Genomic DNA, 20,465 nt, shown 5'->3' with positions numbered 1-20,465 from the left:
AAGCTTTAGAGTTATAGCTTTTTCAGGTTACAAGGGCTATAGTTTTAACCTTATATTTATTAGAAAAATTTGTGGCATTACAGTAGCAGATCCTTTAATTTATACATGATTTCGGTTGTAAGGTGTAACCTTTTAAAAATCAGTGTGTTTAGGATTTTAAGTTTTATTTAACAATTTTAAAGTAAACTTAGGGATAGTTTTGGAGTCTAAACCGGATAAACACTCCAGAATGAGAAAAATTATACTTGCTATTCTTGGTGTACTATTAATAGTAGCCTCCATATTTATTTCTAAATCCTTAATTGCAAACAAAAATAAAGTAAAACCTGTACCTCCAAAAGTTGTAAAGTCGGTCTTTGTCGATACGGTTAAAAATGGGGTAGTTCCTATTATTATTCCTGCTAACGGAAATTTAACGGCTAAACGTAGGTTTGAGCTGTATGCAGAGGTTGAAGGTGTTTTTCAGCCTGGTTCTATTTTATTTAAAGCAGGGCAGTCCTACAAAAAAGGGCAAACTTTAATTCGGATCGATGCTTCCGAATATTACGCTAGCGTGCAATCTGCTAAGAGTAATTTGTATAATTCGATAGCCGCCATCATGGCCGATTTACGCTTAGATTTTCCAGAGGTTTTTCAGAAATGGCAAGATTATCTTACTAGCTTCGATTTAAACAAAACAACGCCTACACTTCCAGAAATGACTTCAGAAAAAGAAAACTATTTCATTACCGGGAGAGAAATTGTTTCTAATTATTTCAACGTTAAAAATTTAGAGCAGCGTTTATCAAAATATGTTATTACCACCCCTTTTGATGGGATTCTTACTGAAGCTTTGGTTACAGAGGGTACATTAATTAGAAGCGGTCAAAAATTGGGTGAATTTATAGATCCTTCGGTTTACGAAATGGAAGTAGCCATAAGTAAATCTTTTGCAAGTTTATTAGAGGTTGGAGAATCTGTAGTGTTAAATACTTTAGAAGGTACAGAAACGTATTCGGGAACAGTGTCTCGTGTAAATGGAAGTATAGATCCTACTACACAAACCATTACTGTTTTTATTGAGGTGAAACACGAAAACCTAAAGGAAGGGATGTATTTAGAAGCTCAGCTAAATGCAAAAAAAGAACCAGATGCCATTGAAATAGATAGAAATTTATTGTTAGATACAAAAGAAATTTATGTTGTTCGAGACAGTATTTTAGATGCTATTCCGGTAAAACCTATTCATTTTAGCGATACAAAAGTGGTTTTAAAAGATGTGCCCGATGGGAGTGTTATTATTTCTCGTCCGGTGCCAGGAGCATACTCAGGGATGTTAGTTAAAGTTTACGACGAAAATTCTAAAAAACCTAACTAAGTCCTTATGAGAAAAATTATTGCTTATTTTATAAGGCATCATATTGCCGTTACCATTTTTATTCTAGGGTTCACCATTTTCGGAATCATTGGTGTGCTAGCCTTGAAATCGTCTTTCTTTCCTATTATTCCTTCTAAAATTATTACCATTCAAATTAATTACCCTGGAGCGTCTCCGCAAGAGATTGAAGAAGGGATTGTGCTTCAAATAGAAGATAATTTAAAAGGGCTTCGTGGTGTAGATCGGGTAACCTCTACTTCGCAAGAGAACAGTGGTACCATTACCATCGAAATAGAAAAGGGAGAGAATATCGATTTTATGCTTTTAGAGGTTAAAAATGCGGTAGATCGTGTACCTACATTTCCTACGGGTATGGAACCCCTCGTTGTAGCAAAAAATGAAAATGTTCGGGAAACCATCTCGTTTGCTATTAGTGGTACAAACATTCCTTTAGCTACTTTAAAGCAATTAGGGAGGCAAATTGAGAACGATTTACGTGCTATAGAAGGTATTTCTCAAGTAGAAGTTACGGGTTATCCAGAAGAGGAAATAGAAATTGCGGTTAACGAAAACAGCCTCTTAGCCTATAATATCACGTTTAACGAAGTCGCCACAGCGGTTAGTAATTCTAATATCTTGGTTACCGGAGGAAATATTAAAACCAATGATGAGGAGTTTTTAATTAGAGCCAATAACCGATCGTATTATAGCGACGAATTGTCGAACGTGGTGGTTCGTGCGTTTTCCGACGGAAAAACAGTCCGTCTAAAAGATGTTGCCATCTTACGAGATCGATTTTCGGAAACCCCAAATGCCACCTTTTTTAATGGTGATTTATCTGTAAATGTAAGTGTAACTAGTACAGATAATGAAGATTTATTGTCTTCGGCAGAAGCCGTTAAAGAGTATATAGATACTTACAACCAATCGCATAATAATGTGAAGTTAGATATTGTGCGTGACTTATCTATTACACTAAAACAACGTACACAATTGTTGGTAGAGAATGCGGTGGTGGGAATGTTATTGGTTTTGCTCTTTTTAGCCTTGTTTTTAAATACGCGTTTAGCATTTTGGGTAGCCTTTGGTTTACCTATTTCCTTTTTAGGAATGTTTATTTTTGCGAGTCAGTTTGATGTCACGATAAACGTCTTTTCGCTTTTCGGAATGATTATCGTTATCGGTATTTTAGTAGATGATGGTATTGTTATAGCCGAAAATATTTATCAGCATTACGAAGCAGGTAAAAACCCGATTGATGCCGCTATCGACGGAACGATGGAAGTTATTCCTCCTGTGGTTTCAGCCATTATCACCACGCTGTTAGCGTTTTCAACCTTCCTGTTTTTAGAGAGTCGGATTGGGGAATTCTTTAGTGAAGTTTCGGTAATCGTTATGCTTACGCTTGTGGTTTCTTTAGTAGAAGCGCTTATTATTCTGCCGGCGCATTTAGCGCATTCAAAAGCACTTCAAAAACCTGTTAAAAACGAAAGACAACAACAGTCTAAGATCAAGCAATTTTTCTCGAAAATGCGAGGGATTAATGCCCTTGGAGATCGGTTTATGGTCTTTTTAAGAGACAAGTTTTACGTGCCTGTACTAAATTTTATATTTGAATTTAAAATTTTAGCCCTTGGTATATTTTTGGGAGCTCTAATTTTAACCTTCGGAGCCATTGGTGGAGGAGTTATTGGAGTAACTATCTTTCCTAGTATTGCCAGCGACCGTGTGTCTATAGAACTCGATATGCCCAACGGGACCAACGTAAGGGTTACAGATTCTATCATGTCTTTAATAGAAGAAAAGGCCTATATGGTTAACGAAGAATTTACGGAGCAATATTTAAAGGGCACAGATAAAGTCTTATTCGAAAATACCATTCTAAATATAAACAGTGCCTCTAGTGCCCGATTAGATATAAATATGTTGCCAGGGGAAGAGCGTCCAGATGCTATAAATGCCTCTTTGGTAGCCAATCGAGTAAGAGAATTAGTGGGGCCAGTTATTGGTACAGAACGTTTAATTTTTGGTTCTGGTGGTAATTTTGGAGGAAGTCCGGTAGCTGTCTCTTTATTGAGTAATAATATAGAAGAACTTAAAGCGGCGAAAGTAGAATTAAAAGCTGTTCTTGAAGCAAATCCGTTATTAAAAGATGTTGCCGATAATGATCCGGCCGGAATTAAAGAAATCCGTTTAGAGCTTAAAGAAAGTGCGTATTTGTTGGGCTTAGATTTAAGTACGGTAATGAGTCAGATTCGAGCAGGATTTTTCGGGGTACAAGCACAGCGTTTTCAGCGTGGACAAGACGAAATTAGAGTTTGGGTACGTTACGATAAACCAAACCGTGCTTCGATTAACGATTTAGACGATATGCGTATTGTAACCCCAGCAGGCGAGCGTGTCACTTTAAAGGACATCGCTAACTATTCTATAGAACGAGGCGATGTGGCTATAAACCACCTTGAAGGGCGTAGAGAAATTGAAGTATCGGCCGATTTAAAAGATCCAAACACAAGTGCTACCGATATTTTAGATGAAATAAAGGCGACCGTTATACCAAGTTTACAATCTAAATATCCTACCATTTCGGCGTCTTACGAAGGGCAAAATAGAGAAGCAACCAAACTTAATCGTTCTTTAAAAAGTGCCGGATTAATCATTATTTTATTAATCTACATCACGATTGCCTTTACGTTTAGAAGTTTAAGTCAGCCATTATTATTAATACTGCTTATACCATTTAGTTTAACGGCTGTAGCTTGGGGACACTGGTTGTTAGGATTTCCGGTAAATGTATTGTCCTTACTAGGAATTATTGCATTAATAGGAATTATGGTAAACGACGGATTGGTGCTAATAGGCAAGTTTAATACTAATTTAAAAGCAGGTTTAAAATTAGACGAGGCTTTAAAGGAAGCCGGAAAATCTAGATTTAGAGCCATTTTCTTAACCTCGGTAACCACCATAGCAGGATTGGCGCCTTTACTTTTAGAAAAGAGTAGGCAAGCCCAGTTTTTAAAGCCTATGGCCATTTCTATTTCTTTCGGGATAGCATACGCGACTATTTTAACCCTTTTAGTGTTGCCGTTATTCTTATCGTTTAGCAATTCGATTAAGCAAAAAAGTAAATGGTTAGCCACAGGAAAACCAGTAACCCGAGAGGAAGTTGAACGCGCTATTAAAGAACAAAATGAAGAGCATGCACATTAAATACAAATTATTTATGCTGATGTCGTTTGTTATGGCATCGGTTTTCGCACAACAAAAATTACCGGTTTCTGAAGCTATAGAAATCGCCTTAGAAAATAATTATGGTATTAAAATAGCCGGGAATAATACTGAAATCGCCGAAAATAATAAGAGCATTTTAAATTCTGGTTACCTTCCAACGGTAACAGGAAATGCAGGAGCGAATTATAATTTAGATAATACGGAAGCCGAATTTTCGGATGGGCGCGTGACGACATTAAATGGAGCCGAAAGTTCGGGTTATAATGCGTCTGTAAATTTAAACTATACCATTTTTGATGGGCTTGGCAGACATTACAATTACAAACAACTTAAAGAGCAATATCAATTAACAGAATTGGAAGCTCGCGAAACTATAGAAAATACTATTGCACAATTATTTACAGTGTATTATAATGTGTCGCAGGTATCTGAAAATGTGCGGGCTTTACAGCAAACTTTAGATATCTCTAACGACCGGATTGTAAGAGCGCAGTATCAATTCGATTATGGTCAAGGGACTATGCTAGATGTTTTAAACGCTCAAGTAGATATTAATAACGACAGTATTAACTTAATGAATTCTGAACAAAACCTATTAAATACGAAGCGCGATTTAAATGTGGTTTTAGGTACAGAATTACCAATAGATATAGAAGTAGATACCATAGTAACTTTCCTGTTAGATATAGATAAAGCTGATTTGTATAATAAAATGAGAGCTAATAACGTATCTATTTTGCAAATCGATAAAAATATTACTATTAACGAGTTTACTATTAAAGCCAACAGATCGGGGTATTTACCTACGGTTGGGTTAGTAGGGTCTTATGGGTGGAATAAAAACAATAATAATGCAGCAGCCTTTGTGGCACAATCTACAAATACAGGGCTTGCGGCTGGCCTTAACTTAAGTTGGGATTTGTTTGATGGTGGGAGCACGATAACCAATGTTAGAAATGCAAAACTGAATTTAGAAAATCAGGAACTTCAAAAAGAATCGATTTTTATAAGTTTAGATCGCGATTTTGAAAATGCTTGGGGCGATTATCAAAACAAGTTAAAAATTTATAATATTCAGGAAAATAATATTATTACTTCCCAAAATAATTTCGATCGTACGAAAGAGAAATTTAAGCTAGGGCAGATAACATCTATAGAATTTAGGCAAGCGCAACTAAATCTTTTAACAGCAGAATTTAGTAGAAATAATGCAAAATACGAAGCTAAATTGGCCGAGTTGTATTTACTACAGTTAAGTGGCGAACTGCTGAATGTAAAGTTTTAAATGTGATTTATACATTTTAGGATTTAATAGTTATTTTGAATTGTATTATTTTAGATTTCAAGCTTAAATCATGTGATTTTTAGTATTTTAAATGGTGTTAACTGCTTTTTTCGATTTTCTTCAGATATTTTAGTTTGTTTAATTGGTCCGATATTGTTAATATTGTCTTAAACACTATATTTTATTTTACTTAAAACTATGCGGTCTTAGTCACGATCCTATTTAGTGGGATGGTTTTATCCGAATATAAGGCCTAAGATTTTTCGGTTTTAGACAAGGAGTGTGATAAAATAAATGGCAGTGGTCTAATGTTAATGGTGGGTTTTAATATAAATGAATTTAAGACAGGTTGATTTTATATTATATAATGTAGTTAGTAATATTGAACTTTGGTATGATACAATTTAAGAACAGCTAGCGCTTCTTTATATCTAACACTGAAAGTGTGTGTAGAAATTTGATAAATTATTAATATAAGAAATATATACCGTTATATAAGAGTCCTAGCTAACTTTAGTAAAGTCATTTAACTATGAAACAGAATTGTATCCTACAATTTTTATTCGTAATTTTTTTCCAATTAAGTTATAGTCAAATTGAAAATGACACTATTTTATATGCTATAAAAAATGAATTTATAGAAAAATACCCTAATAGAATTACAGCAAAAACCTTTTATATTAATACTTATAATTCGTATGTGTTTGGAGATCGAGATACAGATATGAGATTAGAAATGAATCCAAATAAACAAAATAGAATTGGGGCAAGTGTGTCTTACGGAATTGTTGCATTGTCATATTCTTTTGCACCCGATTTTATGGTGGAAAATAGAGATAATGAAGATTCAAGGCTATTTAATCTGAATTTTAAGATTTTCTTAGGGAAATGGATGCAGACTATCGATGTATATAGTGAAAAGGGATTTTATGAAACTAATAATTTTGATGTTTATTTGCCAGACACCAAGACCATTAAAATAGGAGGGTCTACTAATTATATTTTTAATGAGAACTTTTCCTTTAGAGCTATTTCAAATCAGGATGAAAAGCAGTTAAAAAGTACGGGAAGTTTTATTGCAGGTCTTACCACTTATTATTCAAAATTTAATTTAAGAGGAGAAACAGAAAATGGCTATGCAGACGAAGATTTATATTTATTCGATATCGCACTTACCCCAAGTTATTATTACAATTTTGTGCTATTTAGTAATTTTTTGGTTTCTGTTGGAGGAAATGTGGGTTTAGGTCTTAACTATTCTAAATCTGATGAAAATTCGTATACATCGTTATTAACGGAGTGGAGTGTGTCTTCAACTGCAACATATAATATCAATGATTTCTATTTTGGAGCGAATTTTAATTACCTAGCCATGAATCATAATACAGATAGGAGTACCTATACTGAAGATAATATCCCTTTTTTCAAAGCATTTATAGGATATAGATTTAAAGCTCCTAAAAAAATGGTTAAAACCTATGAGGATATTAAGGATAAAATAAAACTTTGAACTAACTATAAAAATTAAATAACATGAAATTAAAATTTAAAAACTTGATTGCATTAGCTGTATTTTTTGTACTAACTTCAGTTGGATACGCACAATCTTGTGACGGATATTATCCAACAACAAAAGGTGTTGAGTATGAGCATACTCGTTACGACAAAAAGGATAGAGTGGAAGCTAAAAAGTACAATATAATTAAAGATATTCAAAAAGAGGGAGGAAAAACAGTAGTTGTTGTACATACTGTAACCGAGGACTCAAAAGGTAAAGAAACCATTAATACAGATTATAATATGTATTGTGAAAATGGGAATATTAAAGTAGATCTTAAAACCTTATTAAAAGAGCGGATTTCTGCCAGCCTAACAAATACGAATTCTGATGCTGAGACAGAAGTAAATGGAACAAATATTGTTATGCCAAATAATTTAAAAGTTGGCGATGAGTTGCCTAATTCAGATATCCATATGGACATTATGGCAGGTACTACTAAAATGGGATTTGGAGCTAAAACTTTTAATAGAAAAGTTGTAGGAGAAGAAACCATTACTGTCCCAGCTGGAACTTTTGACTGTATGGTATTAACAGAAAATACAGAGATTAAGATGTTGATCACTAAAAAGGGAACTTCAAAACTATGGATGGCTAAAGGGGTTGGTTTAGTTAAGCTAGAGGAGTACAATAAAAAAGGAGATCTTGTAGGGAGAGAAGTGCTTACTGTTTACAAAAAATAAATACTGTTATATAAAATTTAGTACTCCAATATAAACATGAAAAATCCCGATTTCACAACTCCGAAATCGGGATTTTAGTTAATTAAAGTGATAACTGTTTATATAGGATGAGCTTCTAAAACTTCATCATCTTTAATTTCTTTTTTAATTTTTTTCAAACTTAGTGCTATAGAAATCTGAACCATTCCTAGCATTACTATAGATAAACCTGTGTAAATTACTATACTTAAACTACCAAAAGCAGGGTTCATTATCATTAAAGACGAGAATATTACGCCTAGGATAGAGCCAAATAATATCCATCCCCATTCCTGTACACCCCATTGTTTTAAATCTACAGAATACCCTATTCCTAGCATCGATCTAAAGAGTAACATAAAACCGATATAAATTGGTAGTATAGCAGCAGATAAACCTGGGTTAGCAAATAAAAGTATAGCTAAAAATAGATCTATAATTCCAGAAGTAAGTCCCCAACCCCAATTGGTTAAGACGGCTTTATTTGATATTGAATACACAATCTGAAGAATACCGGTTACTAAAAATCCGATTTCAAAGAAGATGGTAAGTGCTAAGTACGATGTAACAGGTGTCTTAAAGACTAAAATGCCTAAGAAAATAAATAAGAATCCTGAAACTAATGGAATCCACCAATGTTTTACTGTGTTACTAATTGTATCTTTCATGATGTTTATATTTAATTATAGCACAAAGGTAGGACGAGAATATAGTTTGAAACTTAATCTATATTAAGAAGCGACTTTTAAAGTAAAATTTCATTTTTTTCTATGGAAAAAAAATGAATCTATCTTTTTATGATGCTGTAGTTGGGGAAGATCTGTTATAAAAATGGAATCCAATGATCCCTTTCAAATAAATATATTGTTTAATAAGACTTTATGGGTATTCCTGCAGAGGAGAGGTTACAGAAGTCAAAAAAAATTAATGTTCTCTGGCGATTTCACCTCTAATTTTACTTAAAACTTCGGGGGTTATTCCTAAATAGGATGCTATCATTTTTAGAGGGATGCGATGAATCGCTTCAGGAAACCGATCTATAAAATAGAGGTAACGGTTTTTGGCCGTTTCGCTAATAAGAAGTATCAATCGTTTTTGTAAAATGCCTACCCGTTCGGTTAGGTCGTTATATTCGTTAAGAATAAGTTCGGCATTCAAATCTTTCGGATTTATTTTTTCTTGTGGCACTATAATAATAGTACTGTTTTCTATAGCATCAATAAATAAAGATGTAGGCGTGTGGTTATGGTAAGCCTCGGCATCTAAAATATAATGGCCTTCATGTGAAAAGTCGAAAATATGTTCTTTCCCTTTTTCATCAATAGTATAACTTCGTAAAAGACCTTCCTTTACATAATACACTTTGGCGTATTCATCGCCTACAAACTGAAGCATATCACCCTTATTTACGTGAATGGTTTTAGCTTCAGGAAATTGATTTAGTAGGTCTGAAAAGTGTTCCACAGAATAAATGTTTAGGTTTGTTAAATTGATTTTACGCGCTTTAGCATTCCTAAATTAATAAAAAGGAATTGAAAACAGAATGTAAAAGCGATTTAAATACGAAGATTAGAGCGCTATAGGCGTGACCCTAAATCCTTCATAGTTGCTTTAAATTTAGCCGTTATACTATCTGCATTAAGATGTTTTCCAGATTTTACAAGCCATTTACCATTAATTATAGTACCGAGCTGGTGGGACACATCGCTAGCATAAACAAACGTATTGCATAAATGTTTTGTAGAAGCTGTGGCCACTAAAGGAGCCGTTGCATCCATAATTACCGCATTAAAGGCATCTCCAATTTTAAAGAATTCGGTATTTTGTTTTCCCATGGCTTTACGTCCGGTTTTCCAAGCCATTTTTATAGCATTAAAACCGCTGTCTCCTAGATTGCTTTTGTAAAACGTGTTGCGTTTATGGGTGGTTAAACGTTGTCCGTAATCTAGAATACGTAATTCTTCAAACGGATTTAATCCAATATGGCTGTCGGTACCAATACTCCAATTACCATTTAGTCTTTTAAAATAATTAAAAGGAAATAAGCCATCTCCTAAATTACCTTCTGTAGACGGACAAATGACGACATTGGCTTTGGTTGCCGCAATGCCTTTAACTTCATATTCGTTTAAATGTGTGGCATGAACCAAATGGTAGTTGTCGTTCACATCGCAATGGTCTAGCAACCATTCTACAGGTCGTTTTCCATAAGTAGCCAAGCAATCTTCAATTTCTTTTAATTGTTCAGAAATATGAATATGGAAAGGCTTGTCTCCCTGTAAGGCGTTACAAAGCTGAATGATACTTTCGGGTTCTACCGCTCGTAAGGAATGAATACCAATTCCTACGGTTGTGTTTTTATATGATTTAGCAATGGCTTCTGTTTGCTCTAAAAGACGATAATAATCGTCGATAGTTTTAGAGATAAATCGGCGTTGTTTATCTTCTGCAGGCATATTAAATCCGCCTTGCTGATAAAACATCAGAATTAAAGTGATATGAATGCCTGCTGTTTGCGCTGCCGCCATTAAACGCTCACCCAATTCGGCTAAATTATGGTAAGGATTTCCGTTTGTATCGTGATGTAAATAATGAAATTCTGCAACTTCGGTATACCCATGTCGAACCATTTCTGCATATAATTGCGTTGCAATCGCTTCTAAATGTTCTGGTGAAATACGAAGCGCTAAATCGTACATTGCGGTTCTCCAACTCCAAAAATCATCCGGATCCCCAGTGCCTTCATGCAGTTCTGCCAATCCGGCCATAGCATATTGAAAGGCATGTGAATGGGCATTTTGAAATCCTGGTAACGCATAGCCATCTACACGTTCTCCCGCTGTTTCTGAATTGCTTTGAATTGCTGAAATTTCGCCTATTTCATTCACCGAAACAGTAACGTTTTCTAACCAGCCGTTCTCGGTTAAAAGGCCTTTAAAAGTATAATGTTGAGACATGGTATAATTTTAAGATAAGGTTTTAATTAATTCCTGAAACATATGTTTTAGTAGCGTTTGCATATGTTCTGCACGGGCATCATCATAAGCTGTTTCGGCATCGTTCATATAATTGGTTTTAGCCATTTCTAACTGAAGCGCGTGAATATGTTCTTGAGGTCTACCAAAAGAACGTGTAATTTGTCCGCCTTTAAACGGATGGTTATGTTCTACATGATAATCGCCGCTTTGTAATGCTTTATATGCCGAATCGATTATAGATTGCGACGCTGAGGTTTGTTCATTATCGCCTAAAATTAAATCGGGAAAAGGAGCGTCTTGTATACCAGGAACTTTTTTTCGGATGGAATGTGCATCGAAAAGCAAAGCTTTACCAAACTGTTTTTTTGTGTCCTGCAGTAATTCTTCGATTTTTTGATGGTAGGGTTTGTAATAATTTTCAATTCTGAAATTAATTTCGTCTTCCGAAGGTGTTTCAGATTTATATAAAGCTTCCCCATTAAAGTTTGTTGTAGGAACCAAGCCCGTTATAACACGACCATCATTATAAAGCGGTTTACTTTCGGGATCGCGATTAAGATCGACTACCCAACGGTTATAATTTGCTGTAATTAATGTAATTCCTAAATCTGAAGCAAAACTATAAAGGGTGTCTATAAACCAATCGGTATCGTCTGGGTTTGCAACGTATTCAGGATGCAATTTAGAACCGATTTCTGGCGGAAAATAGGTTCCAGAATGCGGAGAACTAATTATAATGGGAACGGTTTTTACCTTAGGTTTAGTAATGTTGTAAAGCGTCATCATACTGTTCTAGTTTGTTTGATGCCCGTTGTGAATTAAAACAAGTTAGATGAATATTTAGCTAGCTAGAGATGTTTACTTTTGGTTCAAACCGAACTTTGGCTATGGTTATCCCTCGTTTTTTTATTTTGGGCATATAAAATACAAATACAAAAGTACGGGTATTATGTCTAATATTGGAGTGAAATAAGGTGGAGATATAAATATTTAAATAGATTGCTAATGCTGTCTTGGTTTATAGATTTTAAAGCCTGTGGTGAAAATAAAAAAGGCTGTCCAAAAAGTATTATTATTCGTCAGTCTGAATTTATTTCAGAATCTCATCATATTGATAAACAACTATGTGAGAATCTGAATCACTGTGCCTATGGGCAGACGGGAATTCAGGTTAACGAAAACTCAACTATTCAGAAAGCCTTCCTAATTATAAAAATTATTATAATCGTTCTATTTCAATTCTAGTAAATCTAAACTGTGAAAGAAAAAATCTTTTTCGTCGTTCATAGATACAAATAATCCGTTAGGGAATTTATCGCCTAAAGCGGTTGTGGTAACGTCGCAACCATCGGTTTCTTTAGTGCCTAAGTTTAGTGTTTTTACAAAACTATTATCGCTGCGGTTAAAAATATTAAAGCTGTGATCTTGCTGATTTGACACTATTAAATAACCATGACCATCTGGATAAGTGGCTATGGCAATACCCTCGATATCGTCTTTAAAGTGCTCGCTTCCAAACATTGAAATCTGTTCGTCACCTTGCGCTGGGTCGGCATGAAATTTTCTAACACCTACACCTTCATCAGAGTAATAGACGTAGCCTAAAGCATCATCTACAGCTATAGCTTCAATTTCTTTGGTGCCGCTAAAGGTTCCAAATTTTCTTGTTAATGAAAGCGCAACAGCATCTGCTTTAGGTTGTAATTCATATTGGTATAAATAGCCCGATTTTGGTCCTTTTTTACGACTTACAATGGCATACACTTTTTGGGTTTCAGGGTTTTTATAAATGCTTATTCCCATAGGGCGTTTAAGTTCTATATCGGTTTCATCTTCGAAAACAGGGAAGCCACCGTTGTCTAGAGGGATCATATCTGGAATGGCATAAAGACGGATTTGATGTTTTTCACGTTCGGTAAACATCATAATATCTACAGTTGTAGAATCGTTTAAAGCAAACCCGTATTCAATATCAACATTGTTAGGATAGCTAACGTGAGTTAAACTTTTATCGTGCATGATATTTCCGTCTAAATCGAAAGCATATACACCGCCATTTATTTCGTCTTTATCGGTTCCGAAAACAATGCTTTTTGCTGGATTGTCTTTGTTTACCCAAATTGCTGGATCGTCGGTGTCGTGTGGCGTCTTTTCGGAAATAAGAGTGGGCTCTATTTCGGGTAAATTATTTTTACAAGAGCTAACAGCGGCTAAAATTAAAGCACTAAATATGTATTTTTTCATCGTATTATTTTCTTTTAAATAAGTCGTATTTTAAACCAAATGTTATGCGCGTTTGGTAATATTCCATTTGCATGGTTCTTTCGCGTACACCTTGGTAATAGCGTAATGGTTGGTTAGTAATATTATTAACATCGACATACAAACTTAATTGTTTTGTAATGTTAGCTCTTGCATTAAAATCTAAAAAGAATTGCTCGTCGTAATAACGATCCTCAAATGCACGGCCACCAATTTCGTCTATGTACGAATCGGAATAGTTAGCCGATAAACGTAAACTAAAGTATTTGTTAGCATATCCTAACGACCCGTTAAACATATTAGGAGCTGTATTTGGTAAATCTAAATCGTCGCGTTCTTCGCCATCTTCGTTTCTAATACCAGAGGCTTCAGAAGCAAGATAGGTATAGTTTAAGTACAAGTTTAAGTTTTTAAGAAACCCTGGTAAGAAATCTAACTGACGTTGGAAAGCTGCTTCGAAACCAAAGATAGAGGCCTCGTCTCCATTAAACGGTTGGTACACTTCGTAGCCGTCTTCGTTCTCGTATTGGAAGGTGTAAATGAAGTCTTTAATATCTTTATAGAATACGCCCCCAGAAACTAAACCAATAGAATGAAAGTAATGTTCGGCCATAAGATCTAAGTTCATAGATGAGGTTGGTCCTAAATCTGGATTACCCAGAATGATCTCTTCGTCTTCGTTGTTAATTTCTCTAGACGGTACAATATCTACATAGTTTGGACGAGCAATAGTGTTGGTCCAAGCAAATCTTAAGATTGTGTTTTCTGTTGCGTTATATTTTAAATGTATACTTGGTAAAACGTTTGTGTAGTCGTTTTTACTGTTAACAGGCGAAGCTTCTATATAATCGCCATCTGCGTTAAATATAATTTCATTTCCTGTAGCATCTGCAACTGTGTGTTCTACACGTACTCCTAAAAGAAAGCTTAATTTATCGGAAATATTTTGCTCGGTCATAACATAACCTGCGTATACGTTTTCTTTAACATTAAAGTTTGCCGTTTCGTATTCTTCGGGTTTGTCTTCTGCACTAAATAAATTGCTGTCGTATAGGTTTAAGCTTCCTAAGTATTCTGGTGTTGGGAAATACCCGATTTGGTATTGGCTACCAGGATTGAAATTCGCTTCTGTATAATTTCTTGTTGGTATATTTCCTAAGAATTCTAAATCGTCATTTTCTGGCGAATACTCGGTGTAACTGTTATCCTGTTTCTTTTCTTTAATTCTTGTTTTAGCACCAAATTTTAAGGTACCGTTATCTTTATCAAAAATATGAAGAGGTAATTCGAAGTTTACTAAAGCGTTATAATCGGTTTCATCGGTATATTGGTTTTCTTCATACAATTCATCAAACTCAAATATGCTATAATCGGCATCATCAGCGTTTGTTGGCATATAGCTTGGCTTGTCTGGGTTGTTATTATAATTAACACCATATTCGCTTTCGTATACCAAGTAGCGCTCGTTTAAACGCTCTTCTGAAGCCTTAGAGAAAGATGCCATCCAGTCTACCTGTAAGTTGTTTATTAAGTGCTCTCCACCAAGACTGTAGTTTTGCATACGTTGGTCTTCTAGACGTGTATTTTTATTACGGCTATTATCGATACCACCTTTAACTTCGCGTTTTGCTTCAACAGGAAAACCTGTTAGGTTACCATTAGAGTCTACTGTAAAATCGCCAAACTCGATATCTTCACCATCAAGAATTCCTTGCTCTAAAACAAATCGGTTTTCGCGGTCGTCTCTCCAGTTATAAATAGATTTAAAATAAAGCGTGTTGTTGTTATCTAACTTATAATCGAAGTTTGCAGAAAAACTACGACGTATACGTTGCACGTGGTATTCTCTTATTTCGTTAACGCTAGCATATGGGTTAACATCTACCTCCTGCATAATAGGGTCTCCATCTTCGTCTTCGGCACCTGTGTTGTACTCGAATTCATCGTCCCATTCGGCTTCCACATTATCCGATCCAAATTTAGTATCATTGTAGGATGCAGCAATTACCCATCCGAATTTGTCGTTTTTAGAACGGTCCCCCAATAAAAACGATCCGTTTAAAATACGCTTGTCGTTAATTAAGTTAATTCCAGATCCACCAGTGGCCGAGAAACGAAATCCGTGAGGAGATGTTCTAGTAATTAAGTTTATAGACCCTCCAATAGCATCGGCATCCATGTCTGGAGTTACAGCCTTGTTTACTTCGACAGTTTGAATCATGTCTGAAGGAATTAAATCCATTTGAACATTTCTGTTGTCGGCTTCTGCCGATGGAATACGACTACCGTTTAAAGTTACCGAGTTTAACTGTGGCGCTAAACCACGTACAATAATATTACGTGCTTCTCCTTGATCTACTTGCATAGTAATACCAGGAATACGTTTTACAGCATCTCCAATATTGGCATCTGGGAATTTACCAATTTGGTCTGTAGATACTATATTGGTAATATTTTGTTTGTTTTTTTGAGTGTTAAGGGCTCTGGCTTGACTACCAAACCCTAGACCCACAATTTGTACTTCGTCTAATTCTGTATTTTGTTCGGTTAACGAAATGCTTAAGTTAGTGGTAACTGTTGGGTTAACCGTAATTTGTTGGCTATAGTCTGCATATCCTAAATATTTTATAACTAAGGTATACGTGCCCGGTGCTATATTAACAAGGGTGAATTTTCCGTTGAAGTCGGATACAGCTCCTTTATTAATTTCTTCAAGTAATACCGATGCTCCAGGAACTGTTATCGCATTTTGGTCTGTAATGGTTCCTTGAACTTGCCCGGTTTGTGCTAATGAACTAAACGTTGTAACGAAAAGTACCATTATTGTAATCCAGTTTTTCATAATTGATTGTTAAATTTATTTTTAGGCAAATGTAGAATCAAGACCCTTTTTTTATCTAAAGTAAGCGTTAACAAAATGTGATAAACTGTGGTATACGGGTTATATTCTAAGGCAACATTAACACTGGATTTACGTGTTGGTAATAGTTTAGAAACATGCTGTTATAGTTTAAGAATATATGCTTGAAGTTCTTCTTTAGTATCTAAAGGCAGCTTTTTTCGCAGGCGATAGCGCGCAATACGTACACTATCAGGAGTAATACGTAAAATTGAAGCAATGTCTTTAGACGATAAATTAAGACGTAAAAGCATGCATAAGCGTAATTCTGACGGTGATAATTCTTTTGTAGCACCGTTTTTTAAGTTTTGGAAAAAATGAGGATGGATTTGCTCGAAGAAACTAATAAATTCTGTCCATTCTTGTTCTTGCGATAAGTCTAAATCAATCTCTTTTATTAAGGTTTCCAATTTAGATTTTATCATAACCGTATTCCGATCTTTTAAATTGGTAAGGGTTCTAGATATGTCGGCAATCATTTTATTTTTATGAGATAAGTGCAAACTGTAATTGGTAAGTGCCGAAAGTTTAATTTCTACTTCTCTTTGTAAAGCAGCTTCTTCTTGAGTTTTTTTCTCGAGATGCACTTCTAAGAGTTTGTTTTTGTAATGTTGAATTTTAGATTGTTGTTGTTTTTGTTTTCTGAAATATAAAAGCCATCCTATTAATATTAAAAAGAAGAAACCCGAAGCCAGTAGAATAATCCTTTGCCTTACTTGATCGAGTTCATGTTGCTTATTTAATAGTCTTAGTTCTGCTTCACGCTCTTCAACTTCGTATAATATTTGTAAGGTGCCAACCAATTCGGCTTTTTTATACTCAATAGCATTTGCGTTTAAGTTTTTAAAGTGGATCATGTAATCGAAAGCCGATTTATAATCGCCTAAATCGGCGTAAATTAGGGCCAAATCTTTTAAAGCCCCTTCTTCTTGATGAATGTTTTTAGAGGATTGAGACAGTTGTAGCGCTCGCAAGGAATAAGGTAATGCTTCATTAGGATTTCCCATTTTTCGATTAGCATCTCCAATATTATTCAGAATATTTATTTTGGTGGCTGTCGTGCTGTTTTTTGCGAATACTTGTGCTTTAAGAAAATAGTTCAGTGCATTTTCATACTGCTCTAAGTCCTCGTAGATGCTTCCAGTATTTTCGTAGGTAACAGCTAATCCTGTACTATCGGATAGTTTTTCAAAAATGGCTAAACTTTTTTCTTGGTTTTTAAGGGCTAGTTGATAATCAGATTCTTTTTCGGCAACACTTCCAAGTAAGGCATAAGCAATAGCCTTTCCTTTTTCGTAAGCTATGCGCTGTGTGAGTTTTAAACTTTTATTTAAATAGCGAGATGCGCTCTCATATTGTTTTAATGAGAGGTGAATAGCACCAATTTTATTGCATATATAGGCTAGAGTGGTGTCTGTTTTTTGGTGATGCTCTAAAGCGATGTGATAATGCTTTATGGCTTCGTTTTCAATTTCTAGTCGCTCGTAAAAATTAGCCAAATGAATTTGAGATGTTACGATTGCTGAAGTGTCTTCAAGGTATTCTGCTTTGTTTAGTTGAATCTTTAATTGGGTAAAAACCGAATCTATATTGTCGTGCCGAGAATGCGGGTTGTCTTGAGCTTGTAAAGAGAAACTATTTAAAATTATAAAAGAAACGAGTACTAGCGCTTGTACTTTACCAGTAAGTTTTAGACTGAAAAAAACAGAGGGTATTTTGAGTGAATTCATGCTCAAAATTAGAAAATGTAATGTTACGTGAATATTACTATTTTATTCCATTTTGGCTTAAAAATGCTTAGTTAATGCCGTAATAAAAATGTGTTCTAGGAGTGAGTTTTAAGTTTTTTTGTCTTGTAATAAAATGAAAAAAGCGAGGATAAAACCTCGCTTTTTTTGATGTGTATATTAAAGTATTATCCAACCCTTATTTTTTAGGATGAACTAATTTCATTTCTTTAATTAACCGTGTTGCACCAGCATATTTATCGATTACAAATAATACATAGCGTACATCTACCATAATGTTACGGCAAATTTCAGGATCGTAATTCATGTCACTCATGGTTCCTTCCCAAACGCGGTCGAAATTCAAACCAATTAAGTTTCCGTGGGCATCAATGGCAGGGCTTCCAGAGTTTCCACCGGTGGTGTGGTTTGTTCCTAAGAAACAAACGGGTAATTTACCATTGGCATCTGCATAACGTCCAAAGTCCTTACTGGTATATAAATCTTGAAGTTTTTGAGGGACATCGAATTCATAATCGCCAGGAATATATTTCTCCATTACCCCATCTAAATACGATACAGGCTCGTAATATACAGCATCACGAGGAGCGTATCCACGAACTTGTCCGTAAGTTACACGTAAAGTGCTGTTAGCGTCTGGGTAATAGCGCTCGTTAGGAACAACTTCCATTAAAGCCTTCATATACTCCGTTTCTAGAGCATTAATTGCAGTGTTTTTCTCTTGGAATTCTGGTTCTATTTTAGTGTAGAACTCTATAATAAAAGGTTTTGCATAAGCATAAGCCGGATCTGCATTTAGTTTTTCTATGAAGTCTCCAGGAGCACTGTCTAAAATGGCGTTAGCACTTTCTAGGTTTGTAAAAGCGGTATGCTTATAAATAGAAGGGTCTACATTATCGGTGTAAAAAGGCATAATGGCTTCGAAAACACCTTGATCTACATCGACATTAAAATCTTTTAAAACACTTTTAATACGGTTTTTTGTAGATTCTCTGGCCACATTAAAGGCATCGTCTCCGTTTATAGCTGCATTTTCCATCTGAGATAATCTAAACATCATCCCCATTAATTCGTTGGTTCTTACAAAGATTTCAACAAAATTATTTCGCTTTATATCTATAGGTGCAAATGCTTCATATTGTTTTTCAAGCTCAGGAAGTAAGTGTCCGTATTGGCTTTCTAAATTCTTTTTCTTTAGAGCTTTCGTAAATTCTGCTTCTGCTTCTTTTCGTTTAGCAATGGCGTTACTCTTTTTAATTCCAAGATTTTCTCCTATCCATTTTTTCCAAGCATTTGCAATACGTGCTTGTTTTGAGGCGTATTGAATTCTTATTTCGTCGCTAGCTTTCATTTGTGCATCGATCACTTTTAAGGCCGCTTCACGAATGGCAATATTACTAGGGTTTAAGTCTTCGGTAATTTCTTTAATTGCGGCAGCAGGTAAATACTCTTGTGTAGTTCCTGGGAATCCGAATACTAAAGTGAAATCTCCTTCGCTAATACCGTCTAGAGACACGGGTAAAAAGTGTTTAGGCTTGTAAGGCACATTGTCTTTAGAGTATGCTGCTGGACGATTTTTTTTATCGGCGTAAATTCTAAAAAGAGAAAAATCGCCTGTATGTCTAGGCCAAACCCAGTTGTCTGTGTCCGATCCAAATTTCCCGATACTTGTAGGAGGAGCTCCAACTAAACGGATATCGTTGAAACGTTCTGTAACAAAAAGGAAGTATTGATTTCCTTTAAAAAACGATTTTATTTTTGTGTCTTGCCAAGCTTCTTTAGTAACAGCAGATTGAATACGGTTACTGTTTCCGTCGGTTTTCGCTTGTTTTTCTTTGGCAGTCATAGTGTCTGTAACACCCTCTAAAACTTGAGTGGTAACATCTTCTATACGCACAATAAATTCTACATAAAGACCATTGTTTGGTAGCTCGTCTTCATAGTTTTCGGCCCAAAATCCGTCTTTTAAATAATCGTGTTCTAAAGAAGAATGCGATTGAATTTGGCCAAATCCGCAATGGTGATTTGTTAGTAATAATCCTTTTTTAGAAATTACTTCACTAGTACAACCACCATTAAAATGCCCTATGGCATCTTTTAAACTTGAATGATTAACATCGTAAATGTCTTTTGCAGAAAGTTTACTGCCCAAAGCTTGCATGTCATTTTCGTTCATGCCTTGTAAAAGCGATGGAATCCACATACCACCTTGCTGGGCACTGACTTGAATTGCTAAAAAAAGAAATAGAATTTTTAATAGTTTCATGTGTTTTTTTTTAAGTGTTGCAAAGATAAAAAAGGCTGGTGTAAAAGGGCGTTTTTGGCGGAATTTTTACCTTGTTTTAACTCGTTTTATTGGGGATTAATTGATGACATTGGGCTTAAAATTGAAAAACTAGGCAAATACATTGGTATTTAGTATTTTTGGTTAAGTTAATTGTGAGTA

At 35.1% G+C, this 20,465-nt stretch carries 14 protein-coding genes; 6 read left to right on the top strand and 8 right to left on the bottom strand.

The genetic code is table 11. The features are described from left to right. Nucleotides 1-229 precede the first annotated feature (229 nt). From A9D35_RS09575 to A9D35_RS09555, 5 genes are all read left to right on the top strand, one after another. Nucleotides 230-1,357: an efflux RND transporter periplasmic adaptor subunit gene (locus A9D35_RS09575; RefSeq protein WP_066222175.1), complete on the top strand. Its 1,128-nt coding sequence runs from the start codon at nt 230-232 to the stop codon at nt 1,355-1,357. A gap of 6 nt (nt 1,358-1,363) precedes the next feature. Further along, complete coding sequence (locus A9D35_RS09570) at nt 1,364-4,567, top strand: efflux RND transporter permease subunit (protein ID WP_066222172.1); 3,204 nt, start codon at nt 1,364-1,366, stop codon at nt 4,565-4,567. Further along, entirely contained in the window at nt 4,557-5,873 is a 1,317-nt protein-coding gene (locus A9D35_RS09565; protein ID WP_235817881.1) for a TolC family protein, read from the top strand. The genes A9D35_RS09570 and A9D35_RS09565 overlap by 11 nt, the downstream gene beginning before the upstream one ends. 532 nt (nt 5,874-6,405) lie before the next feature. Further along, entirely contained in the window at nt 6,406-7,383 is a 978-nt protein-coding gene (locus tag A9D35_RS09560) for a DUF4421 family protein (RefSeq protein ID WP_066222166.1), read from the top strand. Nucleotides 7,384-7,427: 44 nt separating this feature from the next. After that, a complete protein-coding gene (locus tag A9D35_RS09555; protein ID WP_141675506.1) occupies nt 7,428-8,114 on the top strand; it encodes a TapB family protein in 687 nt (228 codons plus the stop codon). Nucleotides 8,115-8,212: 98 nt separating this feature from the next. On the opposite strand, the gene A9D35_RS09550 is transcribed toward A9D35_RS09555, so the two are convergent. The 4 genes from A9D35_RS09550 to A9D35_RS09535 form a co-directional block, all read right to left on the bottom strand. Then, a complete protein-coding gene (locus A9D35_RS09550) occupies nt 8,213-8,800 on the bottom strand; it encodes an HdeD family acid-resistance protein (protein WP_066222160.1) in 588 nt (195 codons plus the stop codon). Nucleotides 8,801-9,056: 256 nt separating this feature from the next. Beyond that, nucleotides 9,057-9,596, bottom strand: coding sequence for a Crp/Fnr family transcriptional regulator (locus A9D35_RS09545; RefSeq protein ID WP_083191668.1), 540 nt, complete (start codon nt 9,594-9,596; stop codon nt 9,057-9,059). 113 nt (nt 9,597-9,709) lie between these two features. Continuing rightward, a complete protein-coding gene (hutF, locus tag A9D35_RS09540; RefSeq protein ID WP_066222153.1) occupies nt 9,710-11,089 on the bottom strand; it encodes a formimidoylglutamate deiminase in 1,380 nt (459 codons plus the stop codon). A 9-nt stretch (nt 11,090-11,098) separates the two neighbouring features. Next, nucleotides 11,099-11,896 (bottom strand): N-formylglutamate amidohydrolase, encoded by a 798-nt coding sequence (locus A9D35_RS09535; RefSeq protein ID WP_235817880.1) that lies wholly within the window; start codon nt 11,894-11,896, stop codon nt 11,099-11,101. A gap of 219 nt (nt 11,897-12,115) precedes the next feature. Between A9D35_RS09535 and A9D35_RS09530 the strand changes: the two genes are divergently transcribed. Continuing rightward, complete coding sequence (locus A9D35_RS09530; RefSeq protein WP_066222147.1) at nt 12,116-12,355, top strand: hypothetical protein; 240 nt, start codon at nt 12,116-12,118, stop codon at nt 12,353-12,355. Here the strand turns inward: A9D35_RS09530 and A9D35_RS09525 are convergent. The 4 genes from A9D35_RS09525 to A9D35_RS09510 form a co-directional block, all read right to left on the bottom strand. Then, nucleotides 12,341-13,354 (bottom strand): phytase, encoded by a 1,014-nt coding sequence (locus tag A9D35_RS09525; RefSeq protein ID WP_066222145.1) that lies wholly within the window; start codon nt 13,352-13,354, stop codon nt 12,341-12,343. The genes A9D35_RS09530 and A9D35_RS09525 overlap by 15 nt on opposite strands. Before the next feature lie 4 nt (nt 13,355-13,358). After that, complete coding sequence (locus A9D35_RS09520) at nt 13,359-16,214, bottom strand: TonB-dependent receptor (RefSeq protein WP_066222142.1); 2,856 nt, start codon at nt 16,212-16,214, stop codon at nt 13,359-13,361. 161 nt (nt 16,215-16,375) lie between these two features. Then, nucleotides 16,376-18,001, bottom strand: a complete 1,626-nt coding sequence (locus A9D35_RS09515; protein WP_066222140.1) for a tetratricopeptide repeat protein — start codon at nt 17,999-18,001, stop codon at nt 16,376-16,378. 196 nt (nt 18,002-18,197) lie between these two features. After that, complete coding sequence (locus A9D35_RS09510; protein ID WP_066222137.1) at nt 18,198-20,285, bottom strand: S46 family peptidase; 2,088 nt, start codon at nt 20,283-20,285, stop codon at nt 18,198-18,200. Nucleotides 20,286-20,465: the final 180 nt, after the last annotated feature.

This window comes from Formosa haliotis (assembly GCF_001685485.1).
GTDB lineage: Bacteria > Bacteroidota > Bacteroidia > Flavobacteriales > Flavobacteriaceae > Formosa > Formosa haliotis.
The sequence above is the reverse complement of the archived record's forward strand: the minus strand, read 5'-3'. Positions and strand labels throughout refer to the sequence as shown.